Origin of the sequence: Nesterenkonia sp. HG001 (assembly GCF_034438835.1) — a bacterium.
In the GTDB taxonomy this organism is placed as follows: domain Bacteria; phylum Actinomycetota; class Actinomycetes; order Actinomycetales; family Micrococcaceae; genus Nesterenkonia; species Nesterenkonia xinjiangensis.
This window is the reverse complement of the sequence record NZ_JAOSZD010000002.1, coordinates 537,960-560,396: the sequence shown is the minus strand read 5'-3', so window position 1 is coordinate 560,396 and position 22,437 is coordinate 537,960. Positions and strand designations below refer to the sequence as shown.

Below are 22,437 nucleotides of genomic sequence, written 5' to 3'. Positions count from 1 at the left end.
CACCGATGGATTCCGCGGCCGACCACGGACGGCACACCGTCCCAGACGGTGCGGCACAGCCCGTGCCCTCTCCGACGCCTCCCCCGCCGTCCTTCTCCCGGAAAGTGGTGCGGAAGTCCCGGCAGATCGCCCGCAAGGCGGACCACAAGCGCCGCAATTGGCGCAAGGAGGTGCGCAAATCACGTCGCTGGGCCGAGGACTACCGGAAGTTCCTCCGCAAGGAGTTCCGGTGGGAGACCTCACCGGCTATGCGTCGCCCTCAGTGGTGGGCCCAGGGTTTCCTCTCCCGTTCCGTGACCCTCTACGACCTGCCCAATGAGGACCAGCAGGACTACGTCACCGACGTCCAGCGATACACCCGCACCAAACGCATGGTGCACCCCCACCTGCAGGAGATCCTGGACAACAAGTTCTCCTTTTTCCTGCTGATGAATCAGCTTGGGCTCGACTCCGACGTCGTGCCGCTGCTGGGCCTCTACTCCCGAGGAGAGGTCCATGTCTTCCCGAACGACGACCAGGTCCCCCTCCGGGAGTTCCTCGAGACCCGCTTGGAGGTCGGCCAGCGAGTCTTCGTCAAGCCCCTGCGGGGTGCGGAGGGGCGGTTCGTCGTCTCGGTCCGCCGCACCGCGGACGGTTGGCGGATGAACGGCCAGGATCGCAGCTTCGAGGACGTCGCCTCCTGGATCGAGGCTCGCCCGAAGCCGATGATCTTCGAAGCCGCCGTCCCGCAGGCCGAGTCCCAGGCCCAGCTCAATCCGCATTCCACCAACACACTGCGGGTGCTGACCATGCCGGACCTCACCCAGGGCAAGGAGCCGTTCATCGCCGTCGCGGTCCAGCGCATCGGCACCTCCCGCTCGGCCCATGTGGACAACTGGACCCAGGGCGGGCTCAGCGCGAAGATCGACATCGCCACGGGCACCCTCTCCCGCGCCGGGCAGCTTCCCGACGACCACACCCCGGTGTGGCACACCGTGCATCCGGACTCCGGGGCGCAGATCGAAGGCGCGACGGTCCCCTTCTGGGAGGAGACCAAGGCGCTGGTGCTCGAGGGCGCGAAGCGGCTGAACTTCATGGAGTACATCGGCTGGGACATCATCGTCAGCCCCACAGGCCCGGTCATCCTCGAGGCCAACGTCAACTCCGGGATGAACGTGCTGCAGGTCCACGGCCCCCTGTTGAAGGACGAGCGCGTGCGGCGCTACTTCGAGAAGCGCGGAGTGGTTCCCAAGAAGCGCAACTGAACCTCCCCCGCTGAGCACCAGCGGAAGTGGACCTCAGAGTGTGGTGGCCAGGTGGATCCTGCGCAGCCGGTCCAGGGCCGTGGGCAGCTCGGCGGCACGGATCCGGGTGCTCGCCCCATAACCCATGAGCAGCTCCGCGCTCCAACCGGTGCCCGGCTCCTCCGGACGGTGCAGCACGACGACGCCGTCCAGACCTTCGGGCACCGGGTGGTCCTCCTGCGGCTGGTCGGTGATGAGCAGCAGCGGCCCGGCGGCACCGACGGCCCGAGCGGCGCCCTCCCCTGCGGCACGGAGCAGCGCCTGATGCAGCCGCTCGGCCGTGGGCCCGGCGGCCTCAGCCCGGCCGATGCGCACCACTGACCATCCGGACTCCGAGGCCCAGCCCTGCAGCGCCTCACCGGCGGTGACGCCGTCGGCGACGATGACCCCGGCAGAGTCCCCGCCGGTGACTGTGACCGTCGGAGTGAAGCCCCCACCGAGGTCCAGCTGACGGGCGAGGCCGTCCTCGAGGGCTCCCCGCCACCAGCCGCGCAAGGCCCTCTCCTCCTGTGCCACCGGCCCACCAGGCTGTGGGCCCTCGGGCAGCGCCTGGCGGGCCAGCTCTGCGGCGGTGGACATGAGCTTCTCCGGCGCCCGAGAGAAGGCTCCCACCCGGGCGATGTCCTCCAGGACCTGCTCAGGGCTCTCGGGTGCCAGCACCAGCGAGGCGCCGTACTGCCGGCGCGCCCACTCCAGGTGGTCGACGGCGGCCGGGAGCCAGTTCTCCCCCTGCAGCGCGGCCCAGTCGGCCTCGCCGAGCAGGTGTTCCACGGTCCAGTCCACAGTACGCACGGGCGCGCTGGTCGGCACATCGGTGACGACCACCATGCGGAAAGCATAGGTGGCCTCACGGATGATCTCCACGGCCCGAGTCAGCGCGGCGTGCAGCGAGGCGCTGCGCCGTGTCATCACCGCCATCACCACCGGCAGCTCGTAGAAGGTCTGGGGGCGCAGGGTGCCCAGCGGGGCGAAGTCCATCGTGCTCGCCACGGTCAGCACCTTCTCACCGTGACGGCCGCGGGCCCAGGTCTCCAGGCTCGTGGACCAGGAGTCCGCGGAGGCGGCGCCGGCCGGCGCCTGGCCGACGCGCGTGTCACTGGTCGGCGTCGAGCTGCTCGACGTGGAGGAGGTCTGCATCAGCGGGACTCCTGTCCTTCTCTGGGTGCATGGTGTGCGAGCGGGGCCTCCGCGGCGGTCCCGGGGGCCCTCGGCAGCTGGGAGGGCGTCATCACGCGACGGAAGCAGCTGGCCACCCGCGGCTCGGGGGCGACGTCGTCGCCGGCACGGCCACGCACCCAGGTGCCCGGGACATCGGCCCAGGCCAAGGCCCTGAGCACTCCTTCGGGGACCTCCTCCCCCACCACGAGCACCTGCCCGGGACGGTGAGTGCGCAGCAGCCGTCGCAGGCTGCCGTGGAGGTGGCTCTGCCAGGTCTGATCATCGGTCTGCAGCGCCGCGGCGGTGGGCAGCTGCACCGTGGGACCAGAGCCGTCGGGTCCACGGCCGAGGCGGTCGGTCAGGTCCACGCGCAGCACAGGACGGTCCCCGGAGGCCCGCAGGTGGGCGAGCGCCCGCTCCAGGACATCCTCCTCGGCCTGGGCGGCGACCAGCAGGGTAGGACCGGGCAGGGCCGGGACCTCCCCCGGCTCGGCGTTGACGGGGGTGCCGGGTGCCTCGACGCCGAGTTCTTCGAGCCGCCGGATGTGCATCTCCGGGCTGAACGCCAGGGCGAAGTCCTGGGCACGTGCGGACTGCTTCAGGAACTTCGCCGGGTCCGCGTAGTACTCGTCCACGGTGCGCTGGACCTCCCGCGGCGAGGCGTAGAGCGCGGCGTCGCCGAAGAGCTCCTCCATATAGGGCGGCATGATGGCCACGCAGCCGGCCGCCAGCGCCTCCATGGCCGCCCGGCCGAACGCCTCCTTGAGGTCCGGGTGGTGCATGTACACCCAGAAGTCGATGCGTTCCAGGAAGTGCTCCGGCTCTTCGCCGCCGAACTCCACCACGTGCCAGCGGGAAGGCACGTAGCCCAGTTTGTGCTCGGCCACCTGCGCTCCGCCGAGGATCTCCACCTGATAGCGCGGCGAGTCCGGGTAGGCCTGCAGGATGTCCCGTCCGGTGGCCGGCCACTTTCCCGGCTGCGGGCGGGAGTGCCGGCCGATCACCGGCCGATCCGCGATGAAGCCGGTGCGGCGACGGATCTCCCCGGAGATGCGGAAGATGTTGACCCAGTCCTTCTCCCGCAGCGGGACGCGGGTGGTCTGGTCCAGCACGGTCTGGCGCACCACCGGGCCGATGGGGGCCCACACCGGGGTGACGCCGAAGAGCCGGCGAACCCGCGCGTCGGTGGCCTCCACCGGGTAGTGCCAGGTGTCCGCGGCGTCGACCGCGGCATGGTTGACCACGATGATCACGTGGTCTGCGCTGATCCCCTCGCAGGCGGAGAGCGTGCTGTAGATGACAGTGGGGTGCCTGATGACCAGCACCTTGGCGTGGATCCGTTCCCGCGGGGAGGCGATGCGCACTCCGGGCAGGTCCAGGATGCGCTGGATGTGGGTGCTCCAGGGATTCGGGTAGTTGGTGATCGAGCCCGCGGCGTGGACCAGGGCCGTGCTGATCCCGGCCTCCGCCTGGGCGCGGACCTCCTCGGCGATGCTGCTGGTGGTGCCGCCGGGCAGTCGGAAGTCGGAGAGGATGACGACGTCGACGTCGTACGTGTCAGCTGGCCCAGCCAGGACCGATGCCATGGCCGCCCTCAGTCCTGCTCGGGCGCCCGGGAAGCGTCCGGGGAGAAGGACTCCTCGAAGAGCCGACGGCGCAGCTGGGTCTGCGCGGCCTCCTGCTGCTCCAGCAGCCGGGCCAGGCGCTGCTCGTTGCCGCCGTGGGCCTCGAGCTGCTCGCGCACACCTTCGATGACGTCCTCCGGGGAGATCTCCGGGCGGGGCTCACCGACGCGGCCTTCTTCGGACCGGGTTCGAGTGCGCAGCACCGCCCGGTGCAGCACCACGGCGCAGCCGGCGATCAGCCCCTGGGTAGCCAGCAGCAGGATGACCAGACCTGCGGTGTCATGGCCGAACAGCACCGCGAGGATCCCACACAGGGACACCACCGCCGCGGCGGCGCAGACCGCGAGCATCAGGCGCATCCGGCGCAGCCGCCGACCGATCATCGTCACCCGTCCCACTCCCCACGGTTCGTTCTGCAAGACCACATCATTCATACCAGAGCCGGGCACCTGTGCGGCGTCGGCGCACCGGGCGACGGACACCCTCGCGGCACGCACCATACGATCAGCTGATCACCAGCGATCACCCAGTCTCACCGCGCATCACGGCACCTGTGCCAGAACCTCGCGAGTACGACATCTCCCAGCATATGGCCTCCTTCGGGAGGCGGCCGCTGAGCACCGTGCTGCTCGAGCGCGAATGCCTGCGGCACGGCCTGGGCACCCTGTGCAGCGGCGGGCTGACCTTCACCGCCACGGACCCCGCGGGACGGAGCACGGTCTTCTCCCGCACCGGCTCAGTGCTGAACTCCAGCCCCACGTGCTCCCCGTCCACACGCCACCGATAAACGCCGGTGACGCCGTCTTGTCCCTGAGCCGCGCTAGACTCTGCCTGGATCGACCTCGGTCATGCTCCCTGTCCGCCGCCTGTCGGCGTGCGGGGGGAGGTTTGTAGACTGTGGGGCAACTGTGGCTGGGCGCACGCGTCAGCCCCGGTCGCAGCGATCACGCACGCAGCAGTCGGAGGCTCCCCGCACGGGACGCACCAGGGAGCACACCGTCACAGATGAGGCCGACCACGAGGAGTCCAGCAGCGATGACGGGAACGGTCACCGAACCCTCGAATGAGCGCACCCAGGAGCTGAAGCCGGTTCCGGATCTTCCCGCGCCGCCGCAGGGCGAGCAGCTGGACCCCCTGGTCGTGCAGCTCCTCGAGCAGCACCGCGCCCTGCTGCGCGAGCTGCAGTGGGCCTATAAGCAGCTCGACACCTTCCACCGACTGGAGGTCGAGGGCGTGCTGAAGGATCTCTCCCGCAGCATCGACGAGAAGATGGCAGACCGCCAGCTCGCCAAGCAGGTGGAGAGGCTCTCCAAGGACGTCGAGAAGCTCACCCGTGACGTCAAGTACGTGAAGAGGAACACGCCGGAGCAGTCCGCCCGGATCAGCCACTCCGCCCGGCGCGCGGTGAAGGTCGCGGCGACCGACCCCAGGCGCGCCGCCCGGGCCGCGGCGCGTCGTCTGCCCCGCCCGGTGAAGGATCAACTCAAGCGGCTCTCCGGGGGCGCCGGCAGATGACGCCGGAGCCGAACACCCTCCAGTACCGCATCGCCCAGCTCGAACAGGGACTGGAGCTCTTCGAGGACCTCGGCACCGAGCTCACGGGCCACAAGGCCTCGCTCGAAGGCCTGCTGCAGGACACCCGATTCCGCCAACTCTCTCCGTTGCGCGCGACCCCCTTCACCCACGGCGCGCTCAACGCCGAGCAGCTGCTGGAGGACGTCCGCCCCGCTGTCGAGGCCCTGCCGCCCGGGGAGATGGGCATCTCCCGCCCGCACAGTCAGCTGAGGATCGCCGTCGTCTGCGACAGCTTCTTCCACCAGTCCATGGACGGTCTGGTGGACCTGGTCCCGCTGAAGCCCAAGGACTGGCGCAACCAGCTCACCGAGGAGAACCGCCCGGACCTGCTGCTGGTCGCGGCCACCTGGAAGGGTGTGGACGGCAAGTCCTGGATCGGCAACGCCCGCCCCGACTCCTGGCGGCGTCGGCAGCTCACGGACGTGATCATGCGGACCTTCCGAGAGCACGGCATCCCGGTCGTCTACTACGGCAAGGAGGATCCGCCCAACTACGAGCTCTTCCTCTCCCTCGCCCAGGCCGCGGACCACATCCTCACCACCGCGGAGGAGATGGTCCCGCACTACGAGCGGGACTGCCCGGACGCGCAGAGCATCGGGGTGCTGCCCTTCGGGGTGAACCCGCTGGTCCACACGCCCATCGGTTCCCGGCCCGCCGCCAGCGACCTGATCCACTTCGCCGGCTCCTGGCTGCCGGAGAAGTACCCGCAGCGCACCACCTACGGCTCCTGGGCGCTCAACGGGGTCATCCAGTCCGGCTACCCGCTGGTGATCATCGACCGCCACTCGGCCTTCGAGCCCAGCCCCTACGACCGCCGCTACTCCTACCCGCGCGGCTACACCCCCTACATCGCGCCCGCGCAGCCGCGTGAGGACCTCATGGAGATGCAGCGGGTGACGGATGTCGCGGTGAACCTCAACTCGGTGGTCGCCTCCCAGTCGATGTTCGCCAACCGGGTCCTGGAGCTGCAGGCCTCCGGCACGATGGTGATCTCCACCTACAACCAGGGGGTGAACTCGTTCTACCCGCAGGTGCACATCGCCAACTCGGCCGACGACGTCGCCGCCATGCTGAACTCCATCACGCTGGAGGAGCTGCGCCGGGTCCAGGGCGACGGCATCCGCAAGGTCTTCCTGGACGATCACGCGATCAACCGGCTGGCCAGCATCGCCCGGGCCGCCGGCGCCACCCCGCCGCAGGACAGCGAGCGCATCCTGGCGGTGACGGACAGGCCCACCGACGCCCTGGCCCGGGAGATGGCCGAGCAGACGCATTCCGCCGTGCCGCTGACCAGCTGGGAGAAGCTGCGCGAGCACGACGGCGACTACGACATCCTGCTGCCTGTGACCCCCTCCCGGCACTACACGCCTCGCTACGCCGCCGACCACGCCGCAGCCTTCACCTACCAGTCGGCCGCGGTCACCACCAAGCTGGCGGGCACCGCCGCAGAGACCGACGACGACGCCCACCGCCACCACACCGGCATCCGTCGGCTGGACCTCACCGCCTGGTGGCGTCCGGACCTGGACGGCGTGGACTCCCCGACCAGTCTGGCTCTCCGCGCCCGCCAGGCCCGGGTGTACGCCGTGGACCATCTGAACCATCACCCGGCGGACCGCACCGTGACGATCTCACCCAACACCGGGGAGCTCTCCGGGGTAGCCCAGGCGCTGAAGGACATCCAGGAGGACCTGGTGTTCTCCAATGCGGACCCTGCCCAGCTGGACCACTCCGCCCATGCTCCGCTGGCCCGGCGCATCCTCACTCCCCGCCGGCCGGCCCCTGACCGGCTCCGCGGCGACGACCTCGACTTCGCCGGCCGGGAGTTCCGTACAGTGGCGGAGAAGTACGGCCTGCAGCTCTCGGTGGTGGTGCCGGTCTACAACAACGGCGATCACCTGCGCCACAAGGCCTTCGCCTCGCTGCGCCGCTCCACGATCTTCGACATGATGCATGTGCTGCTGATCAACGACGGCTCCACGGATCCGGCCACCGCCGACACCGTGGAGGACCTGGCGCACACCTATCCGAACGTCTCCGCCTTCCACCACCCCGAGGGTGGCTCCGGCTCGGCGTCGCGGCCGCGCAACACCGGGTTGGCGCTGGCCTCCACCCCGTATGTGACCTATCTGGACCCAGACAACGAGGCCGTGGAGTCGGGGTACACCCGGCTCTACCAGGAGTTCGTGGAGCACCCGGAGGTCGACTTCGTGCTGGGCCACATGACCTTGTGGCGCAACGCCCCGACCAAGCGGCAGCAGAAGAACGTCAAGACGGTGAAGTTCCTCAACAGCCTGGCCAAAGGCATGGAGGAGGATGAGCACGGGAACCTGATCAGCCCGGGAGATGTGCTCTCCCGCACCGCCTTCATGCCCTTCAGCATCCAGGCGATGATCGCCCGCACCTCGTGGCTGAAACGGCTGGGACTCACCCAGCCGGTGGGCGGCGTCGGGCAGGACTCCTACTTCTCCCAGCAGATGCTGCACTACGCGCGTCGGATCCGTCCGGTGCGCACCAAGGTGCACACCTACTACAGCGAAGTCAGCGACTCCACCGTCAATGCCGTCAGCGCCAGGCTCTTCCACCGCTACGTGCCGTTGGAGCGGGACCGTTCCGAGTGGCTGCGCTCGGTGGGCCTGCTGGACGAGTACCGCCGGACTCGGCTCGAGGGCTTCCTGGTCAGCTGGTACCTGAAGAAGCTCGACGCCGTCCCGGCCGAGCAGTGGCAGGAGGCGGCTGAGACCCTGGCCTGGATCGTGGACCTCTACGGAGGCTACGACGGCGACCATCCGCGGATCCTGGACTTCTACCGATCGCTGCACGACGCACGGCCCGATGCTGCCCAGGAGGATGCTCGATGACCCGCCCACCCGCCGGGGAGTTCTCCTTCCGCGTCGCCGAGCTCGACGCCGGTCTGGAGGCCTTGGAGTCGCTGATCTCCGGAGGAGGGTCCCAGCGGGGGCTGCGCCGGACGCTGCTGCGTGAAGGGTCGCCCCACCTCTCCAGCCCCTTCATCCGGGACGCTCAGGACGTCGGCGAGCTGATCGATCGTCTGGCGCCCGTGCTCCAGGAGCTTCCTCCCGGCGAACCGGGGATCGCGAAGCCGCACACCGGGCTGCGCGTGGCGATCATCTGTGACGAGCCGCTGCATCGGAGCTTCACCGGGCTGGCTGACCTGATCTACCTGAGCCCCGAGTCCTGGCAGGAGCAGCTTGCCGAGTCGGGGCCCCCTGACCTGCTGCTGGTGACCCCGGTGGTCTCCGGGATCGACGGCGGCTGGTCCGGCGTCGAGCGGCTCTCCTCCGCCCCGCGGACCGCGCTGACCGGACGCATCATCCCGCACCTGCGCGCCCGGGGTGTTCCGGTGGTCTTCTGGGGCACCCAGGTGCCGCGCTTCTACCCGCACTGGCAGGGCATCGCCGAGCAGACGGATCACATCCTCACCGCCACCGCGGAGCATCTCCCCCGCTACGCGCAGGACTGCCCGCGGGCGCAGTCGATCGGGCTGCTGACGATGGGGGTGAACCCGGTGCACCACTCCCCGATCGGCACCCGCCCGGCGGCCACAGACCTGATCCCGTTCTTCGGAACCTGGCACGAGCAGCTCTTCCCCCAACGACGCGAATACGCCGGCTGGCTGCTGGACGGGGTGCTCGAATCCGGCCGGCCGCTGGCGCTGATGGACCGCCGCTCCCAGGATCCGGCCCGCACCGGCGAGACCGCCTGGCCCCCGCGCTGCACCCCGTACCTGACCACGACTCGTCCGCGGGACCTGGTGGCTCGGCTGCACCGGGCCACGGACCGTGCGATCGCACTGAACTCCGCGGTCGGCTCGCAGACGATGCTCAGCGACCGGATCCTGGAGCTCGAGGCCTCCGGGACGATGGTGCTCTCCACCTACAACCAGGGCGTGAACTCCGAGCACCCGCATGTGCACATCGCCCAGTCTCCCCAAGACGTGGCCGCGGCCTTGGAGGTGCTCACCCACCGGGAGCTGCGCCGCACCCAGGCCGAAGGCATCCGGAAGGCCTTCCTGGACCACCATGCCGCGGACCGGCTGATGACCATCGCCGCGGCCGCCGGCGTCGGGACGCTCCCACGCTCTCCACGGCTGCTGGCCGTCACCGAGGAGCCCAGTGAGACGCTGCGCCGGGACCTCGCGGGCCAGAGCCTCGGCCCGGTGGAGCTGATCGACTGGGAGCAGCTCTCCCGCCGCGCCTCCGCCGGCATCGCAGAGGTGGACATGCTGCTGCCGGTGAGCCCGCAGCACCGCTACGCCCCCACCTACGCGGCCGACCACCTGGCCTCCTTCGCCCACCAGCGGGACTGTGTGACCACCAAGCTCACCTCCCCGGGCGTCCCGACCGGAACCCTGGACGGCACGCGGCCCGGCACCACCGCCGACGACGACGCCGTCGCCCAGTCGGATCGGCACTCCCACCGGCACCGTGTGGGTGTCGAGGACCTCGCACTCAGCGCCTGGTGGCGCCCGGCCGCCGACCGGCTGGTCTCCGCCGAGCGGCTGGGGCAGGTGGCGCGCAGCGTGCAGGCCTACGCGATCGACGGATTCGGACATCACCCGGCGACCACGGGGATCACCCTGCGGGATGCCGCTCCGGATCTCGACGACGCCGTGGAGACCTTCGCCGCCGAGGTCCGCGAGACCGCCGAGACCCTCAGGCTGCGCCTGAGTGTGGTGATCCCGGTCTATGAGAACGGCGACCACCTGCGGCACAAGGCCTTCGCCTCGCTGCGCCGTTCCAGTCTCTTCGACCAGATGCACATCCTGCTTCTCGACGACGGCTCCAGTGACCAGGCGACGCTGCAGACCGTGGACGAGCTGGCCGGCGAGCACCCGCAGGTCAGCGCCTACCGCTTCGCCCAGGGCGGCTCCGGTTCTGCCTCACGCCCCAGGGACTTGGGGGTCCGACTGGCCGCCACCGAGCAGATCGCCTTCCTCGACCCGGACGATGAGATGGTCGAGGACGGGCTGGCCCGGCTGGTGGCTGAGCTGGACGCTCATCCGGACGTGGACTTCGTGCTGGGCAACTTCACCCGTTGGTCCACCCGGCATCAGCGTCTGGACCACCATGCGGAGATCCAGGAGACCTTCGCGGAGCACCTCGATGCGGCGGGCACTGTCGTGCTGCCGACAAGCCCGCATGAGCTGTGGGGGTTCCGCTCGCTGCGCATCCACGCCGCGGTGGTGCGCACCGCCTGGCTGCAGTCACTGGAGCCGGTCCAGCCGGTGGGCGCGGCCGGGCAGGACAACTTCCTGGCCCAGCAGATGATGCACCGGGCGCGCCGGATCCGCTCTGTGGACACCCCGGTGAACGCGTACTACAGCGAGGTCAGCGGGTCGATGGTGAACTCGGTGTCCCCCCGGTACTTCCGCAAGTATCTGCCGCTGGACCGTGCCCGCGCCCGCTGGCTGCGCGAGAACGACCTCCTGGAGACCTACCGCCGCACCCGGTTCGAGGGGTACACGGTCAACTGGTATCTGAAGAAGCTGCGCACCGTGCCCCCGGAGCAGTGGCTGGATGCAGCCGAGACGATCGCCCAGATCCTCTCCTGCTACGGGGAGCACGAGTGGACCGACCCCGTGGTGGGGCAGTTCTTCTCCGATCTGGAGACCGCCCGGTCGGGTCAGGGTGGGAGCGGCGCCGATGGTTGAGCCGCCCGCACGTCGGGGGCCGGATGAGCCGACCACCGACGCGAACCTCGCCTTCGTGCAGCGGCACCTGGCGCACCGGCATCTGCAGTTCACCCCGCTGGCCTCATGGCCGGGGCATCGCGGTGCCTTGACACGAGAGGCCAAGCGCCGGGGCCTGACGGTGCGCGAGCAGGACAAGTCGATGTACTTCTTTGAGGCCGGCCGCTGCATCGGCGGCACGGTGGGGCTGATCAGCACCCTGGTCGGGTACTCCGCGGCCCGCACCACCCGCTCCAAGACCTTCACCAAGGATCTGCTGGCCCGCGCCGGGCTCCCGGTGCCCCGGGGCCGGCACTTCCCGGCCACCCGGCTGGAGACCGCGGTGAGCTGGTGGGCGGAGCAGACCACCGACGGCGGACTGGGCGAGGTCGTCGTCAAACCCGCCGACGGCAACGCGGGCCGGGGGGTCAGCGTGGAGGTCCGCACCGAGGATCAGCTGCGCAGCGCGTGGCAGCGTGCCCGCCGCGAGTCCACCAGAAAGCAGGTGATCCTGGAGGAGCAGGTGCGCGGGGTCGACACCCGGGTGTTCGTGGTCGGCGACAGCGCCGTCGCGGCGACGGTCCGGGTCCCCGCCCATGTGATCGGCGACGGCTCGCGCAGCGTGGCGAAGCTCGCCGAGGAGTACGAGCAGGCCCGCACCGTGCACAAGTACCTCTCCTCGCGCCCCACGTTTCTGGACGTGACGCTGCTGGGCCGGCGCGGCATCGGACTGGACGACGTCCCCGCCACCGGTGAGGTGGTCTTCCTCAACGGGACGGCGAACGTCTCCCAGGGCGGGGTGACGGTCGACGTCACCGAGGAGATCCATCCGGAGCTGCTGGAGCTTGCAGTGCGCGCGGTGTCGGCCTTCCCGGACCTGCGATGCGCCGGAGTCGACCTGCTGGTCCCTGAGCTCGGCTCCCCCGAGGACGCGAGAGTGATCGAGCTGAACACCTCGGCGAATCTCTCCATCAACCAGGTGCCCGGATACGGGACATCGCGGGACGTGGCCGCGGCTCTGCTGGAGGAGATGCAGCGCGGCCGATGAGCGAGGGTCCAGGAAATGAGAAGCCCGGCGGCTGCCGAGCGAGCAGGCCCTGGGGCATCTAGACTGATGACGGCCGGGAGCAGGGGGTGCTCTCGGACGAGACCATACCGATCACACATCACTGAACGTGGACTGGACGAACAAGGAGTCACCCGTGACAGCAGGGGCAGCGGCATCGGAGAGTGAAACGACCACCTTCGAGGGCAGGACGGACATCACCGCCACGGACGACGTCGACGGCAGGGGGCCGGTCGCCGTGGAGGAGCCGCTTCCTGACGTGGTCGACGCCCTGCTGGACCAGCAGCGCGCCCTCCTGCGTGAGCTGCAGTGGACCTATCAGCAGCTGGACACCTTCAACCGCAACGAGACCCAGCGGGTGCTGAAGAACCTGGCCTCGAAGATCGCCAGCTCACCTGCGGTCTCCACCGAGACCGTCGAGAAGGCCGAGGATTCGCTGCGCAAAGAGGTCCGCCAGGTCGGCAACTACGCCCAGCGCGTCCCCTCCGGGTTCCCCAAGCGGTTCCAGCAGCTGGAGCGCCGTCTGGACGGCGTCGAGAAGCGCCTCTCCTCCATGGAGCAGCGGCTGGAGGCGCTGGAGGATCCCCTGACGAAGCTGTCTTCGACGATGACCCGAATCGACCGTTCTGTGGCTCGGCTCTCCCGTGCCCAGGACCAGCAGGGGACGGTCCAGCGCCGGGTGAAGACGGTCGTGCGGAACACCGTCCCCAGCCCGGTGGTGCGCCGGATCCGCCAGGTGATCTCCCGGGCGGGTGCTGACCGTTGAGTCCAGCGCCGCACTCGGTCAGGTTCCGACTTGAGCAGGTGCAGCAGCGCCTGGGCCAGTTCGAGGAGGTCAGCAGCGGCCACCAGCCGCGCCGCGCCCTGCTCGCACCGCAAGGGGCTGTCACCGCGGCGGCTTCGGCGCCGTTCGTGCATGACGCCCGGGATGCCCGGGAGCTCTTCGAACGCCTCCTCCCGTCCCTGCATCAGCTTCCCGCCGGGCAGATGGGCATCTCCCGGCCGCACACCGGGCTGCGCATCGCCATCATCTCGGACACGTTCCTCTTCGAGTCCTTCGCCGGCCTGGCGGAGCTGATCCCGCTCACCCCACGGAACTGGGAGGAGCCGCTGGAGCAGGAACAGCTGCCCGACATCCTGCTGGTGGCCGCGACCTGGCGAGGGCTCAATGAACGCTCCTGGCGAGGGCTGTCGAATCCGGCGTCGAACCGGCGCCGGCTGACGGTCGAGGAGATCATGCCGGCCTACCGGCGCCGCGGCATCCCGGTGGTCTACTACGGCAAGGAGGACCCGCCGAACTACTCCTCCTTCGTGGGCCTCGCCCAGGCCGCCGACCACATCTTCACCACAGCTGCAGAGATGATCCCCGACTACCGCCGGGACTGCCCGCAGGCCGCCAGCGTCGATGTGCTGCCCTTCGCCGTCAACCCGCTGGTTCACACCCCGCTGGGGTCGCGCCCGGCCGTGAGCCCGATGATCCATTTCGCCGGTTCGTGGCTGCCGGACAAGTACCCGCAGCGCAGCCGGTACGGCACCTGGGCGCTCAACGGCGCGGCGCTGTCTGACCGCCCGCTGGTGATCTTCGACCGCAACTCGGACCTGTTCCTAGGAGACCCGCGGTATTCGTTCCCCACCGGATACTCGCCGTATCTGGCGCCGGCGCGGGAACGTGAGGACCTGATGCTGCTCCAGCGGGGCACGGACATCGCGGTGAACCTGAACTCGGTGGTCGCCTCGCAGACGATGTTCGCCAACCGGGTCCTGGAGCTCCAGGCCACCGGCACGATGGTCATCTCCTCGTACAACCAGGGGGTCAACTCCTACTACCCGCAGGTGCACATCGCCAACTCCACGGCAGACGTCTCCGGCATGCTGGAGGCGCTCACCACCGAGGAGCTGCGTCGCATCCAGGGTGATGGGATCCGCAAGGTCTTCAGCGATGACCACGGGGTGAACCGCCTGGCGGCGATCTGCCGGGTGGCGGGGGTGCCGGAGCCGCAGGATCATGACGTGGTCCTGGCGGTGGCCGAGCATCCCACGCCCCAGCTGGTGAGGGATCTGCGGCATCAGACCCACTCCGCAGTGGACGTGGTCAGCTGGGAGCAGCTGCCCCAGCGGCATGGCACCTATGACATCCTGCTGCCGGTCTCCGCTTCCCGGCGGTACTCCCCCACTTATGTGGCTGACCATGCAGCCTCCTTCGCCTACAGCGCGGCCGCGGCGAGCCACAAGCTCGACGGCGACGCCGAGGCCGCGGACCCGCTGGCACACCGGCACCACCAGGGCGCCTCCGCGCTGCCTGACCTGTCGCTGTCGTCCTGGTGGAGGCCTGAGGCGGAGCAGGTGAGCTCCCCGCAGGCCCTGCGCCGCCATGCGGAGCAGGCCGAGATCTACGCCATCGACCATCTGGGGCACCGGGCCGCGGCCGAGTCCGTGACCCTTCAGCCTCAGCAGGAGACCCCCGCCGAGACCGGCGGCACCGAGGCGCCGCTCTACACCGGGGACGATGTCGGGGCCAAGGCCGCGGAGTTCCGCGCGCTGGTGGAGGAGTTGGATCTCACGCTCGCGGTGGTGGTCCCGGTGTACAACAACGCCGATCACCTCCGGCACAAGGCGTTCCAGTCGCTGCGCCGGTCGCGGAACTTCCACCGGATGCACATCCTGCTGGTCAATGACGGCTCCACCGACATGCACACGGTGGACACCGTGGATGAGCTGGCGGCTTCCTGGCCGAACGTCTCTGCCTTCCATCACTCCCCCGGCGGTTCCGGATCCGCCTCGCGGCCCCGGAACACCGGCCTGGATCTGAGCTTCACCGAGTTCGTGACCTATCTGGACCCCGACGATGAGGAGTACCGGGACGGGTACTCGGTGCTCATGGAGGCGCTGGAGGCCCGGCCGGACGCCGAGTTCGCGGTGGGTGACATGATCCGCTGGCGTTCCGGCCGGAAGCACATGCACTATGTGAACCACATGAACCGCCACATCGAGGAGCGCGACGGTCTGCTGCGCCCCGCGCAGGACTCGCTGCGCCAGATGCGCTTCGTCCCCGTCTCCATCGAGGCGGTGGTGGCACGCACCGACTGGCTGAAATCGCTGGGTCTGACCCAGCCGGTGGGCGCCACCGGCCAGGACACCTACTTCTTCCAGCAGATGCTGTACTACTCGACAGCGATCCTCACCATCTCCAAAGCGGTCTACACCTATTACGGCGCGGTGGACACCTCCATCGTCAACGTGGTCTCTCCGCGGTACTTCCGCAAGTACCTGATCCTGGAGGAACACCGCACCCGGTGGCTCGAGGAGACGGGCCTGATGCAGGACTATCGGGACACGCGCCTGGAGCCGTTCTTCCGCTCCTGGTACCTGAACAAGCTGGAGAAGGTCCCCGCGGATCAGCGCCAGGAGGCCGACGACGTCGTCCGCGAGCTTGCGGCGCTCTATGGCGACCATCAGTGGCAGGATCCGGCGATCCGCTGCTTCCTGCAGCTCGAGGAGGTCGCCCGATGAGCGTGGAGACACCCCGGAGCCCGGGTGCGGACATCACCGCCCGGCTTCACCAGCTCGAGTCAGCCGTGTCCCAACTGGACCAGGTCCATGCAGGCAGGCTCGCCGCCGCGGAGTACCTGGCCGACGCCGCCCTGGCCGGGCCGCACCCCTCGACACCCTTCGCCCACGGCGGGGTCAACGCGCAGGATCTCGTAGAGGAGCTGAAGCCTGTGCTGTCCGCCCTGCCCGAGGGTGAGCCGGGGATCAGCCGTCCGCACACGGGGCTGCGCATCGCCCTGATCGCGGATCCGCAGCTGTTCCAGATGCTCGAGGGGGCCGCAGAGCTGCACCATCTGGCTCCCACCGCCTGGCGCGGGATGCTGACCGCCGGAGAGGACGAGCGCCCGGATCTGCTGCTGGTCACCCCGGTCCAGGAGGGCCGGAAGGGCAGCTGGAGGAACGCGGACATTCCGGGCACCTACCTGCGCCGCCGGATCACCGAGAAGATCATGCCCGCCTTCCGAGAGGCCGGCATCCCGGTGGTCTTCTGGGGGACCCAGGAGGCCCGTTTCTATGACGACTGGGTGGATGTCGCCCGCCAGGCGGACCATGTCCTGAGCACCGGGGAGGAGCTGCTGGACCGGTACGCCGCGGACTGCTCCCAGGCGCAGTCGGTCTCGCTGCTGCGGACCGGGGTCAACCCGCTGCGACATTCGCCGATCGGCACCCGACCGGCGGGCTCGGATCTGATCTCCTATGCCGGCACCTGGCATGCGAAGCTGTTCCCCCAGCGACGTCAGTACGCGACCGCCCTGCTGGAGGGAGTCATCCGTGCCGAGCGGCGCCTGCTGCTGGTGGATCCCCGCTCCCAGGCGGCCACCCGGGACGACCGTTTCGCCTACCCACGAGGCTTCACGCCCTACCTGGCTCCACAGATGGGCAGAAAGCGCCTGCTGCGTCTGCAGAGGGCCTCGGACACGGCGGTGGCGCTGAACTCCACCGTGGACTCGCAGACCGCACTCTCGCAGACCGTGTTGGAGCTGCAGGCCTGCGGCACCGCGGTGCTCTCCACGTACAACCAGGGGGTGAACTCCGAGTATCCGCATGTCCACATCGCCCAGTCCGCAGATGACGTCGCCGCGCATCTGGAGACCCTGACCCTGGAGGAGCTGCGCCGCACCCAGGCCGCCGGGCTCCGCCGTGTGTTCCTTCAGGACCATGTGGTGGACCGTCTGCACGAGCTGGCCCGGATCGCCGGCGTCGTCCCCCGTGGTGAGGCGCCGGTGCAGAATCTCCGGGTGCTGGCAGTCGCGGAGGAGCCTTCGGAGGCGCTGCAGCGCCAGATGGCACAGCAGAGCATCGGCCCGGTGGAGCTCGTGGCCTGGGATGAGGCCGCCCCCTGGCGGCGCGCAGTCGATGTGCTGCTTCCGGTCTCCGCCGAGCGGGTCTACGGGCCGGAGTACGCGGCCGATCATGTGGCCGCCTTCGCTTACCAGTCCGCACCGGTGACCGCCAAGGTGGAGGGGCCCGCCGAGGCCGCAGATCAGCTGTCTCACCGGAGGATCGACGGCAGCTTCGTCCCCTTGGAGCTGAGCGCATGGTGGCGGCCCGTGGCCGCGCTGCTGGTGAGCAGGGAGCGGCTGGGCATGGCACGCCGGGAGTTCCCCGTCTACGCGATCGATCATGGCGAACATGGCCGGGCCGATGGTCCGCTCACTGGGGTGTCGGACGGTGCAGGCGGCTCAGGTACAGACGATGACGTCGAGGCGGCGCAGCAGGTGATCCGCAGAACGGCGGAGGAGCTGGGGCTGAAGCTGAGCGTCGTCGTGCCGGTCTACAACAACGGGGCGCATCTGCGGCACAAGGGCTTCGCCTCGCTGCGGCGATCCTCGATCTTCGAGCAGATGCATGTGCTGCTGATCGACGACGGCTCCACAGATCCGGTGACCAGGGCGACGGTGGATGAGCTGGCTGAGGAGCATCTCAATGTCTCGGCCTATCGTTTCGCCTCCGGCGGGTCCGGCTCGGCCTCCCGCCCCCGGAATCTGGGGGTCCGGCTGACCGCCACACCGTATGTGACCTACCTGGATCCTGATGACGAGATGGTCGAGGACGGCCTGGCCGCTCTGGTGACCGAGCTGGACGCCCATCCGGAGGTGGACCTGGTGATGGGCAACTTCCTGCGCTGGTCCACCCGGAAGCTGAGGATCAATCATCATCGGGAGCTCCAGGAGGCGTTCTCCGAGGTCCTCGATGATTCCGGCACGCTGCACCTGCCGGAGGATTCCCTGGCACAGTGGGGCTTCCGCTCCCTGCGCATCCACTCGGCGGTGATCCGCACCGACTGGCTGAAGCCCCTGGATCTGCAGATGCCGCACGGCGCGGTGGGCCAGGACAACTACCTCTCCCAGCAGATCCTGCATCATGCCCGGCGGATTCGGACTCTGGACGTCGACGTCAACGCCTACTACTCCGAGGTCACCGGCTCGGCGGTGAACGCGATCTCGCCGACGTACTTCCGGAAGTATCTGCCCCTGGAGCAGGACCGTGTCGCCTGGCTGCGGGAGCAGGGGCTGCTGGAGGCGTATCGGCGGACCCGCCTGGAGGGGTATGTGACCAACTGGTACCTCAAGAAGCTCAGCTTCGTGCCGGCGGAGCAGTGGCGTGAGGCGGCGGAGCACATCGCCGAGATCCTCGCCCTGTACGAGGACGGCCCGTGGCTGAGTCCGGAGATCGAGGAGTTCCTGACCACGCTGCGCTCCGCCCTGGACGGCGCCTGACCTTTCCTGCTGGACATCTGCGAGGAGACTCCGTTGACGATCACCCATCTGGCCCCGCATCGCCGCTTCATCGAGAACCATGTGGTGCCGCGCTACCGCGTCATGAACACCTGTGCCGTGTGGCCCGGCCACCGCGGGGGCATCATGCAGTGCGCCCGAGAGCGGGGCATGGAGGTCATCGAGCATGGCAAGACGGCCATGTTCTTCCGGGACGGGCGGCTGATCGGCGGCCTGAACAGGTTCGCGCCCTCGCTGACCGGGGGCCTGGCGGAGCGGGTCTGCCTGTCCAAGACATTGACGAAGGTCGCCCTGGGCCAGGCCGGCGCCCCTATCCCGCGGGGGGTGTTCCTGACGGTGAAGCAGCTCGACGCCGGGCTGGCGCATCTGCGCGGCGCCGAGGGCCGGGCATTGGTGCTGAAGCCTTCTGATGGCAATGCCGGTCGTGGTGTCACCACGAACATCACCACCGAGGAGCAGCTGCGGGCGGCGTGGGCCGAGGCCCGCCGGGAGACGGCGAACGGGCGGCTGATCCTGGAGGATCATGTCGAGGGGGTCGACCTGCGCACCTATGTGGTCGACGGCGAGCTGATCGGAGCCGCTGTGCGTGTCCCCGCCCATGTGGTGGGTGACGGCACGGCCAGCGTCTCCACCCTGGTGGAGGAGCTGACGACGATGCGCGCCTCACACGCCTACCTGCGTTCCAAGAAGCTCCAGGTGGACGGCCGCGTCCTGGCGGCTCAGGGGGTGGAGGCGGAGTCGAGTCCCGAGAAGGGTCAGGTGGTCCTGCTGAACTCCGAGCCGTATCTGGGCTCCGGCGGGATCAATGTGGACGTCACCGATGTCCTGCACGAGGATCTGCACCGGCTCTCCCTGGAGACGGCGGCCGCCATTCCCGGGCTGCATGCCGTGGGGCTGGATCTGATGGTCCCGGACGTGCAGAGCGGCGAGGGGGCCTTCATCACGGAGCTGAACTCCCGGGCGAACCTGTCCATGAACCAGTGGCCCGCCTATGGCCAGGAGCGGCCGGTGGTCAGCCGGCTCGTGGACGCCATGGAGCGGCTGGGAGCCGTTCAGGGAGTCTGAGGGTCCTCATCTTCCGGGGTGGGCTGCCCCCGCAGTGCCTCAAGGTCGGTCTGGGCCTGCTTGAGCTTCTTCTTCAGGACCGCGTTCTCCTTCTGGAGCTCCGTCTTGCGGGCGTAGGTCTTGTCTCCGCGCTGGAACTCAGCCACAGGGATGCTGAGGTCGGGGGTGCGCCACTTCTTGCCGTTGACGTAGAACTTCACTAGCTGTGGTTCGCTGCGCTCAATGATGGCTCGGAAGAGGCCCTTCTGGGCACGGACCGCTTCGGGGACCTGCAGCATGAGCTGGATCATCCGGCGGGAGCCGTAGAGGCTGTAGGTGTCGAACGTGAAGTCGGACTCCACCAGGTGCGCCAAGCCCCAGTAGGCGGTCCGGTGCTCCCACTGGAAGATGTCACTGATCAGATAGCCGTTGGGGACGCTGCGAAGCTGCGTGGAGTCGATGTACTCCTGGAACGCGTCGATGCCCGGTCGGAATGCTGACCGGGGTTTCTTCGTCCTGCGCAGGGCCCGACCATGTTTGGTCAGGGTCGCCATGCGTTCGGCGCTGAAGTTGTGGTCCTCGGAGTGGTGCATCAGGTGCCCGTAGTGCCATTTGCCGATGCCGTTCACCTGGGATCTCAGGTGGATGGCGTCATGGGGAAGCTTGCGGTGGTAGACCCACGCCAGCTTGCGCATGTGTGCTCGCGGGCTGGCCTCCTCCAGCACAGCGCGGAAGGCCTCCGGGGTGGCTTCCTCCTCGTCCAGGTGGAAGACGGTGTGGTCCAGTCCGTAACGTTCTGCGATGCGCCCGGCCAGCTGCCCGTCTCGAGAGAGCATGCGGGAGGTCGAGTCACCGGGCCGCTTCTCCTTGGAGTAGGTGAAGGTCTTCAGTTTGTCGTAGTGGCCGTTGAACGCCGCCAGCGATGTTCGGGTGTCCACGCCGGCGCTCATCGAGAGCAGGATCTGCCGGTCCTCATCCAGCAGGAGGTCCCGCTGGATCTCCAGCTGGGGGAGCATCCTCTCCACGGCCTCATCGACGGTCAGCGGGTCGTAGGGGCGCGGCCCGACACGGGTGATCGCCCCGGTGCCGACGGTGACCTCGGTGTTGGGCATCAAGAACCAGACGTCCGCGTACTCCGTGGAACGCCCGGGCATGTCGAAGGACTGGGTGTCCCCGATCCACTTCGCGATGCGACTCAGCGGGGCTCCGACGACCATCCCGACCAGGTTCACGTGTGAACCGAGTACTCGAGCTTCGGAGTCGTGGAACATGGCACGGGCTCCGGAGGCGTCGGTCTGCGCCTTGACGGTGCTGCCCTGACGATCCAGCACCACGTACTGGCCGAACATGTCCTCGAGGTCGTCCAGGAACGCCTGTCGACTCTCGGCCAGGGAAGCCACCAGGGCACGCGCGATCTCTCCGACATCGGTCGTGCGGAAACCCGTGTGGACCACGTGCCCGCTGACCAGCACTTCAGTGTCGTCGAGCCGCGCGATGGCCAGGGCATTCCGGGGGTCCCAGTGAAAGGTCCCGCCGGCGAACTCTACGCTCTGCCAGTGGTCCGCCGGTGCTTCGACGGAGGGCCCAGCGCTGTAGAGGTAGCCACGGCTGAAGCGCAGGTGGGTGAAGGCTTCCTGCGGTTCGACAGGTTCGCTCTGACGCGGCCGGTAGTCGACATTGACTTCAGTTGATTCGGTGCGCGCTGTCACAGGTATCCCTCCACTCGGATTGACGGGCATTCGATGTCTATAGGAGAGCTCATATGGTCAGCGCAAGGGCGGAGCGATGAGCGAGATTCAGCTTCTGCAGTATCAGGCCGATGTCCTCGACGTTTGCCTCTGTTGAACTTCCGAAAGCAGTCGCCACTAGGCCAGTACCTATATTGACAACAGCAAGAACTTTGGGATGTTGAAGTGTCTCTTCAACCCCGTCCGGGAACAGGCCTGCCACGACAGCTGGTCCGTCTGAATCGAGGAAGGCATCACACGCCGCTCCAGCCAGAGAAGCAAGGACTGCAGGACTCACTTCTCCGGCGACACTTGTAACCTCGATGGAAGACCAACCGGCCTGTTGGGCCGCCCTGGTCCACTCTCCACTGTCGTGCCCGATGAAGACTCCTGGCGCGTCGCTCTTGGTGATTGTCAAGAACGCTTCACCACCAGGAAGCGAGATCGGGACCTTGCTGACGCCCTCCTCCACCTGATGCAGCCATCCACGGAGACCGTTGCGCGACGAGGACGCCGAATCCCCAACCGTCCCGCTGAAGTGCGCGATCGCTGTGCGGAGCGTGGAGTCGGGAATCTCGAAAACTCTCGCAACTCGACGGAGGGCGGCCGGCACCTCTCTGGCATCTGTGGGCGCAGTCAAAAGTCCGACGCCGTAGGCACGCTGGGCCCACTGCACTCGAGCGGCTGCCATCTCTAACCAGTTTCGATGCGAGATCTTGTGCCAGTTGCTCTCAGAAAAGCAGTGTTCAATAGCCCAATCGAAGTCGCGGAGTCCAGCCCGGGTGACATCGTCTGTGAACACCACGACTTTAAAGGACGACGTCACCTGTTGCATCATCTCAAGGGCTTCGTAGAACGCCCTTTGAAAGGACTGCGTGGCTTCCGTGGAGATGACCATGAGTACAGGAACAGCATCATAAGCGCGAGGATTCAATACATGTCGCGGCGCAAACGGCAATGGCTTTCGACCGGCTGGCCGC

Annotated in this window: 15 protein-coding genes; 10 read left to right on the top strand and 5 right to left on the bottom strand. The window is 68.5% G+C overall.

Annotated elements, in window-relative coordinates; translation table 11 throughout:
- Positions 1–5: 5 nt before the first annotated feature.
- Positions 6–1,244, top strand: a complete 1,239-nt coding sequence (locus ODE13_RS05435; protein ID WP_322478319.1) for a sugar-transfer associated ATP-grasp domain-containing protein — start codon at positions 6–8, stop codon at positions 1,242–1,244.
- Between the two features lie 33 nt (positions 1,245–1,277).
- On the opposite strand, the gene ODE13_RS05430 is transcribed toward ODE13_RS05435, so the two are convergent.
- Genes ODE13_RS05430 through ODE13_RS05420 form a run of 3 tightly spaced genes read right to left on the bottom strand, consistent with a single transcriptional unit; the run spans position 1,278 to position 4,485 of the window.
- Positions 1,278–2,420, bottom strand: coding sequence for a hypothetical protein (locus ODE13_RS05430; protein ID WP_322478318.1), 1,143 nt, complete (start codon positions 2,418–2,420; stop codon positions 1,278–1,280).
- Positions 2,420–4,027, bottom strand: coding sequence for a hypothetical protein (locus tag ODE13_RS05425; protein WP_322478317.1), 1,608 nt, complete (start codon positions 4,025–4,027; stop codon positions 2,420–2,422). Before ODE13_RS05425 ends, ODE13_RS05430 begins: the two co-directional genes overlap by 1 nt.
- A gap of 8 nt (positions 4,028–4,035) precedes the next feature.
- Positions 4,036–4,485 (bottom strand): hypothetical protein, encoded by a 450-nt coding sequence (locus ODE13_RS05420; RefSeq protein WP_322478316.1) that lies wholly within the window; start codon positions 4,483–4,485, stop codon positions 4,036–4,038.
- 134 nt (positions 4,486–4,619) lie between these two features.
- On the opposite strand from ODE13_RS05420, the gene ODE13_RS05415 reads away from it, so the two are divergent.
- From ODE13_RS05415 to ODE13_RS05375, 9 genes are all read left to right on the top strand, one after another.
- Positions 4,620–4,853 carry a hypothetical protein gene (locus ODE13_RS05415; RefSeq protein WP_322478315.1) on the top strand — a complete coding sequence of 78 codons (234 nt, stop codon included), beginning with the start codon at positions 4,620–4,622 and terminating at the stop codon, positions 4,851–4,853.
- A 248-nt stretch (positions 4,854–5,101) separates the two neighbouring features.
- Positions 5,102–5,581 (top strand): hypothetical protein, encoded by a 480-nt coding sequence (locus tag ODE13_RS05410; protein WP_322478314.1) that lies wholly within the window; start codon positions 5,102–5,104, stop codon positions 5,579–5,581.
- Positions 5,578–8,502: a glycosyltransferase gene (locus tag ODE13_RS05405; RefSeq protein WP_322478313.1), complete on the top strand. Its 2,925-nt coding sequence runs from the start codon at positions 5,578–5,580 to the stop codon at positions 8,500–8,502. The genes ODE13_RS05410 and ODE13_RS05405 overlap by 4 nt, the downstream gene beginning before the upstream one ends.
- The gene (locus ODE13_RS05400) at positions 8,499–11,315 is read left to right on the top strand and encodes a glycosyltransferase (protein WP_322478312.1); all 2,817 of its coding nucleotides are present in this window, start codon (positions 8,499–8,501) and stop codon (positions 11,313–11,315) included. Before ODE13_RS05405 ends, ODE13_RS05400 begins: the two co-directional genes overlap by 4 nt.
- Positions 11,308–12,381 carry an ATP-grasp domain-containing protein gene (locus ODE13_RS05395; protein ID WP_322478311.1) on the top strand — a complete coding sequence of 358 codons (1,074 nt, stop codon included), beginning with the start codon at positions 11,308–11,310 and terminating at the stop codon, positions 12,379–12,381. Before ODE13_RS05400 ends, ODE13_RS05395 begins: the two co-directional genes overlap by 8 nt.
- Positions 12,382–12,535: 154 nt before the next feature.
- Positions 12,536–13,165: a hypothetical protein gene (locus tag ODE13_RS05390; protein WP_322478310.1), complete on the top strand. Its 630-nt coding sequence runs from the start codon at positions 12,536–12,538 to the stop codon at positions 13,163–13,165.
- 38 nt (positions 13,166–13,203) lie between these two features.
- Positions 13,204–15,909 (top strand): glycosyltransferase, encoded by a 2,706-nt coding sequence (locus tag ODE13_RS05385; RefSeq protein WP_322478309.1) that lies wholly within the window; start codon positions 13,204–13,206, stop codon positions 15,907–15,909.
- Complete coding sequence (locus ODE13_RS05380) at positions 15,906–18,668, top strand: glycosyltransferase (RefSeq protein WP_322478308.1); 2,763 nt, start codon at positions 15,906–15,908, stop codon at positions 18,666–18,668. The genes ODE13_RS05385 and ODE13_RS05380 overlap by 4 nt, the downstream gene beginning before the upstream one ends.
- A gap of 33 nt (positions 18,669–18,701) precedes the next feature.
- The gene (locus tag ODE13_RS05375) at positions 18,702–19,751 is read left to right on the top strand and encodes a hypothetical protein (RefSeq protein ID WP_322478307.1); all 1,050 of its coding nucleotides are present in this window, start codon (positions 18,702–18,704) and stop codon (positions 19,749–19,751) included.
- Here ODE13_RS05375 and ODE13_RS05370 read toward each other — a convergent pair.
- Together ODE13_RS05370 and ODE13_RS05365 are read right to left on the bottom strand one after the other, a co-directional pair.
- Complete coding sequence (locus ODE13_RS05370) at positions 19,739–21,439, bottom strand: hypothetical protein (protein WP_322478306.1); 1,701 nt, start codon at positions 21,437–21,439, stop codon at positions 19,739–19,741. The genes ODE13_RS05375 and ODE13_RS05370 overlap by 13 nt on opposite strands.
- Positions 21,440–21,488: 49 nt before the next feature.
- Complete coding sequence (locus ODE13_RS05365) at positions 21,489–22,355, bottom strand: hypothetical protein (protein WP_322478305.1); 867 nt, start codon at positions 22,353–22,355, stop codon at positions 21,489–21,491.
- Positions 22,356–22,437: the final 82 nt, after the last annotated feature.

What these genes read in the sequence shown, in the direction of transcription:
- ODE13_RS05435 (WP_322478319.1), top strand. Translation starts at nt 6, where the DNA reads ATGGATTCCGCGGCCGACCACGGACGGCACACCGTCCCAGACGGTGCG.
- ODE13_RS05430 (WP_322478318.1), bottom strand. Translation starts at nt 2,420, where the DNA reads ATGCAGACCTCCTCCACGTCGAGCAGCTCGACGCCGACCAGTGACACG.
- ODE13_RS05425 (WP_322478317.1), bottom strand. Translation starts at nt 4,027, where the DNA reads ATGGCATCGGTCCTGGCTGGGCCAGCTGACACGTACGACGTCGACGTC.
- ODE13_RS05410 (WP_322478314.1), top strand. Translation starts at nt 5,102, where the DNA reads ATGACGGGAACGGTCACCGAACCCTCGAATGAGCGCACCCAGGAGCTG.
- ODE13_RS05405 (WP_322478313.1), top strand. Translation starts at nt 5,578, where the DNA reads ATGACGCCGGAGCCGAACACCCTCCAGTACCGCATCGCCCAGCTCGAA.
- ODE13_RS05400 (WP_322478312.1), top strand. Translation starts at nt 8,499, where the DNA reads ATGACCCGCCCACCCGCCGGGGAGTTCTCCTTCCGCGTCGCCGAGCTC.
- ODE13_RS05395 (WP_322478311.1), top strand. Translation starts at nt 11,308, where the DNA reads ATGGTTGAGCCGCCCGCACGTCGGGGGCCGGATGAGCCGACCACCGAC.
- ODE13_RS05380 (WP_322478308.1), top strand. Translation starts at nt 15,906, where the DNA reads ATGAGCGTGGAGACACCCCGGAGCCCGGGTGCGGACATCACCGCCCGG.
- ODE13_RS05365 (WP_322478305.1), bottom strand. Translation starts at nt 22,355, where the DNA reads ATGGTCATCTCCACGGAAGCCACGCAGTCCTTTCAAAGGGCGTTCTAC.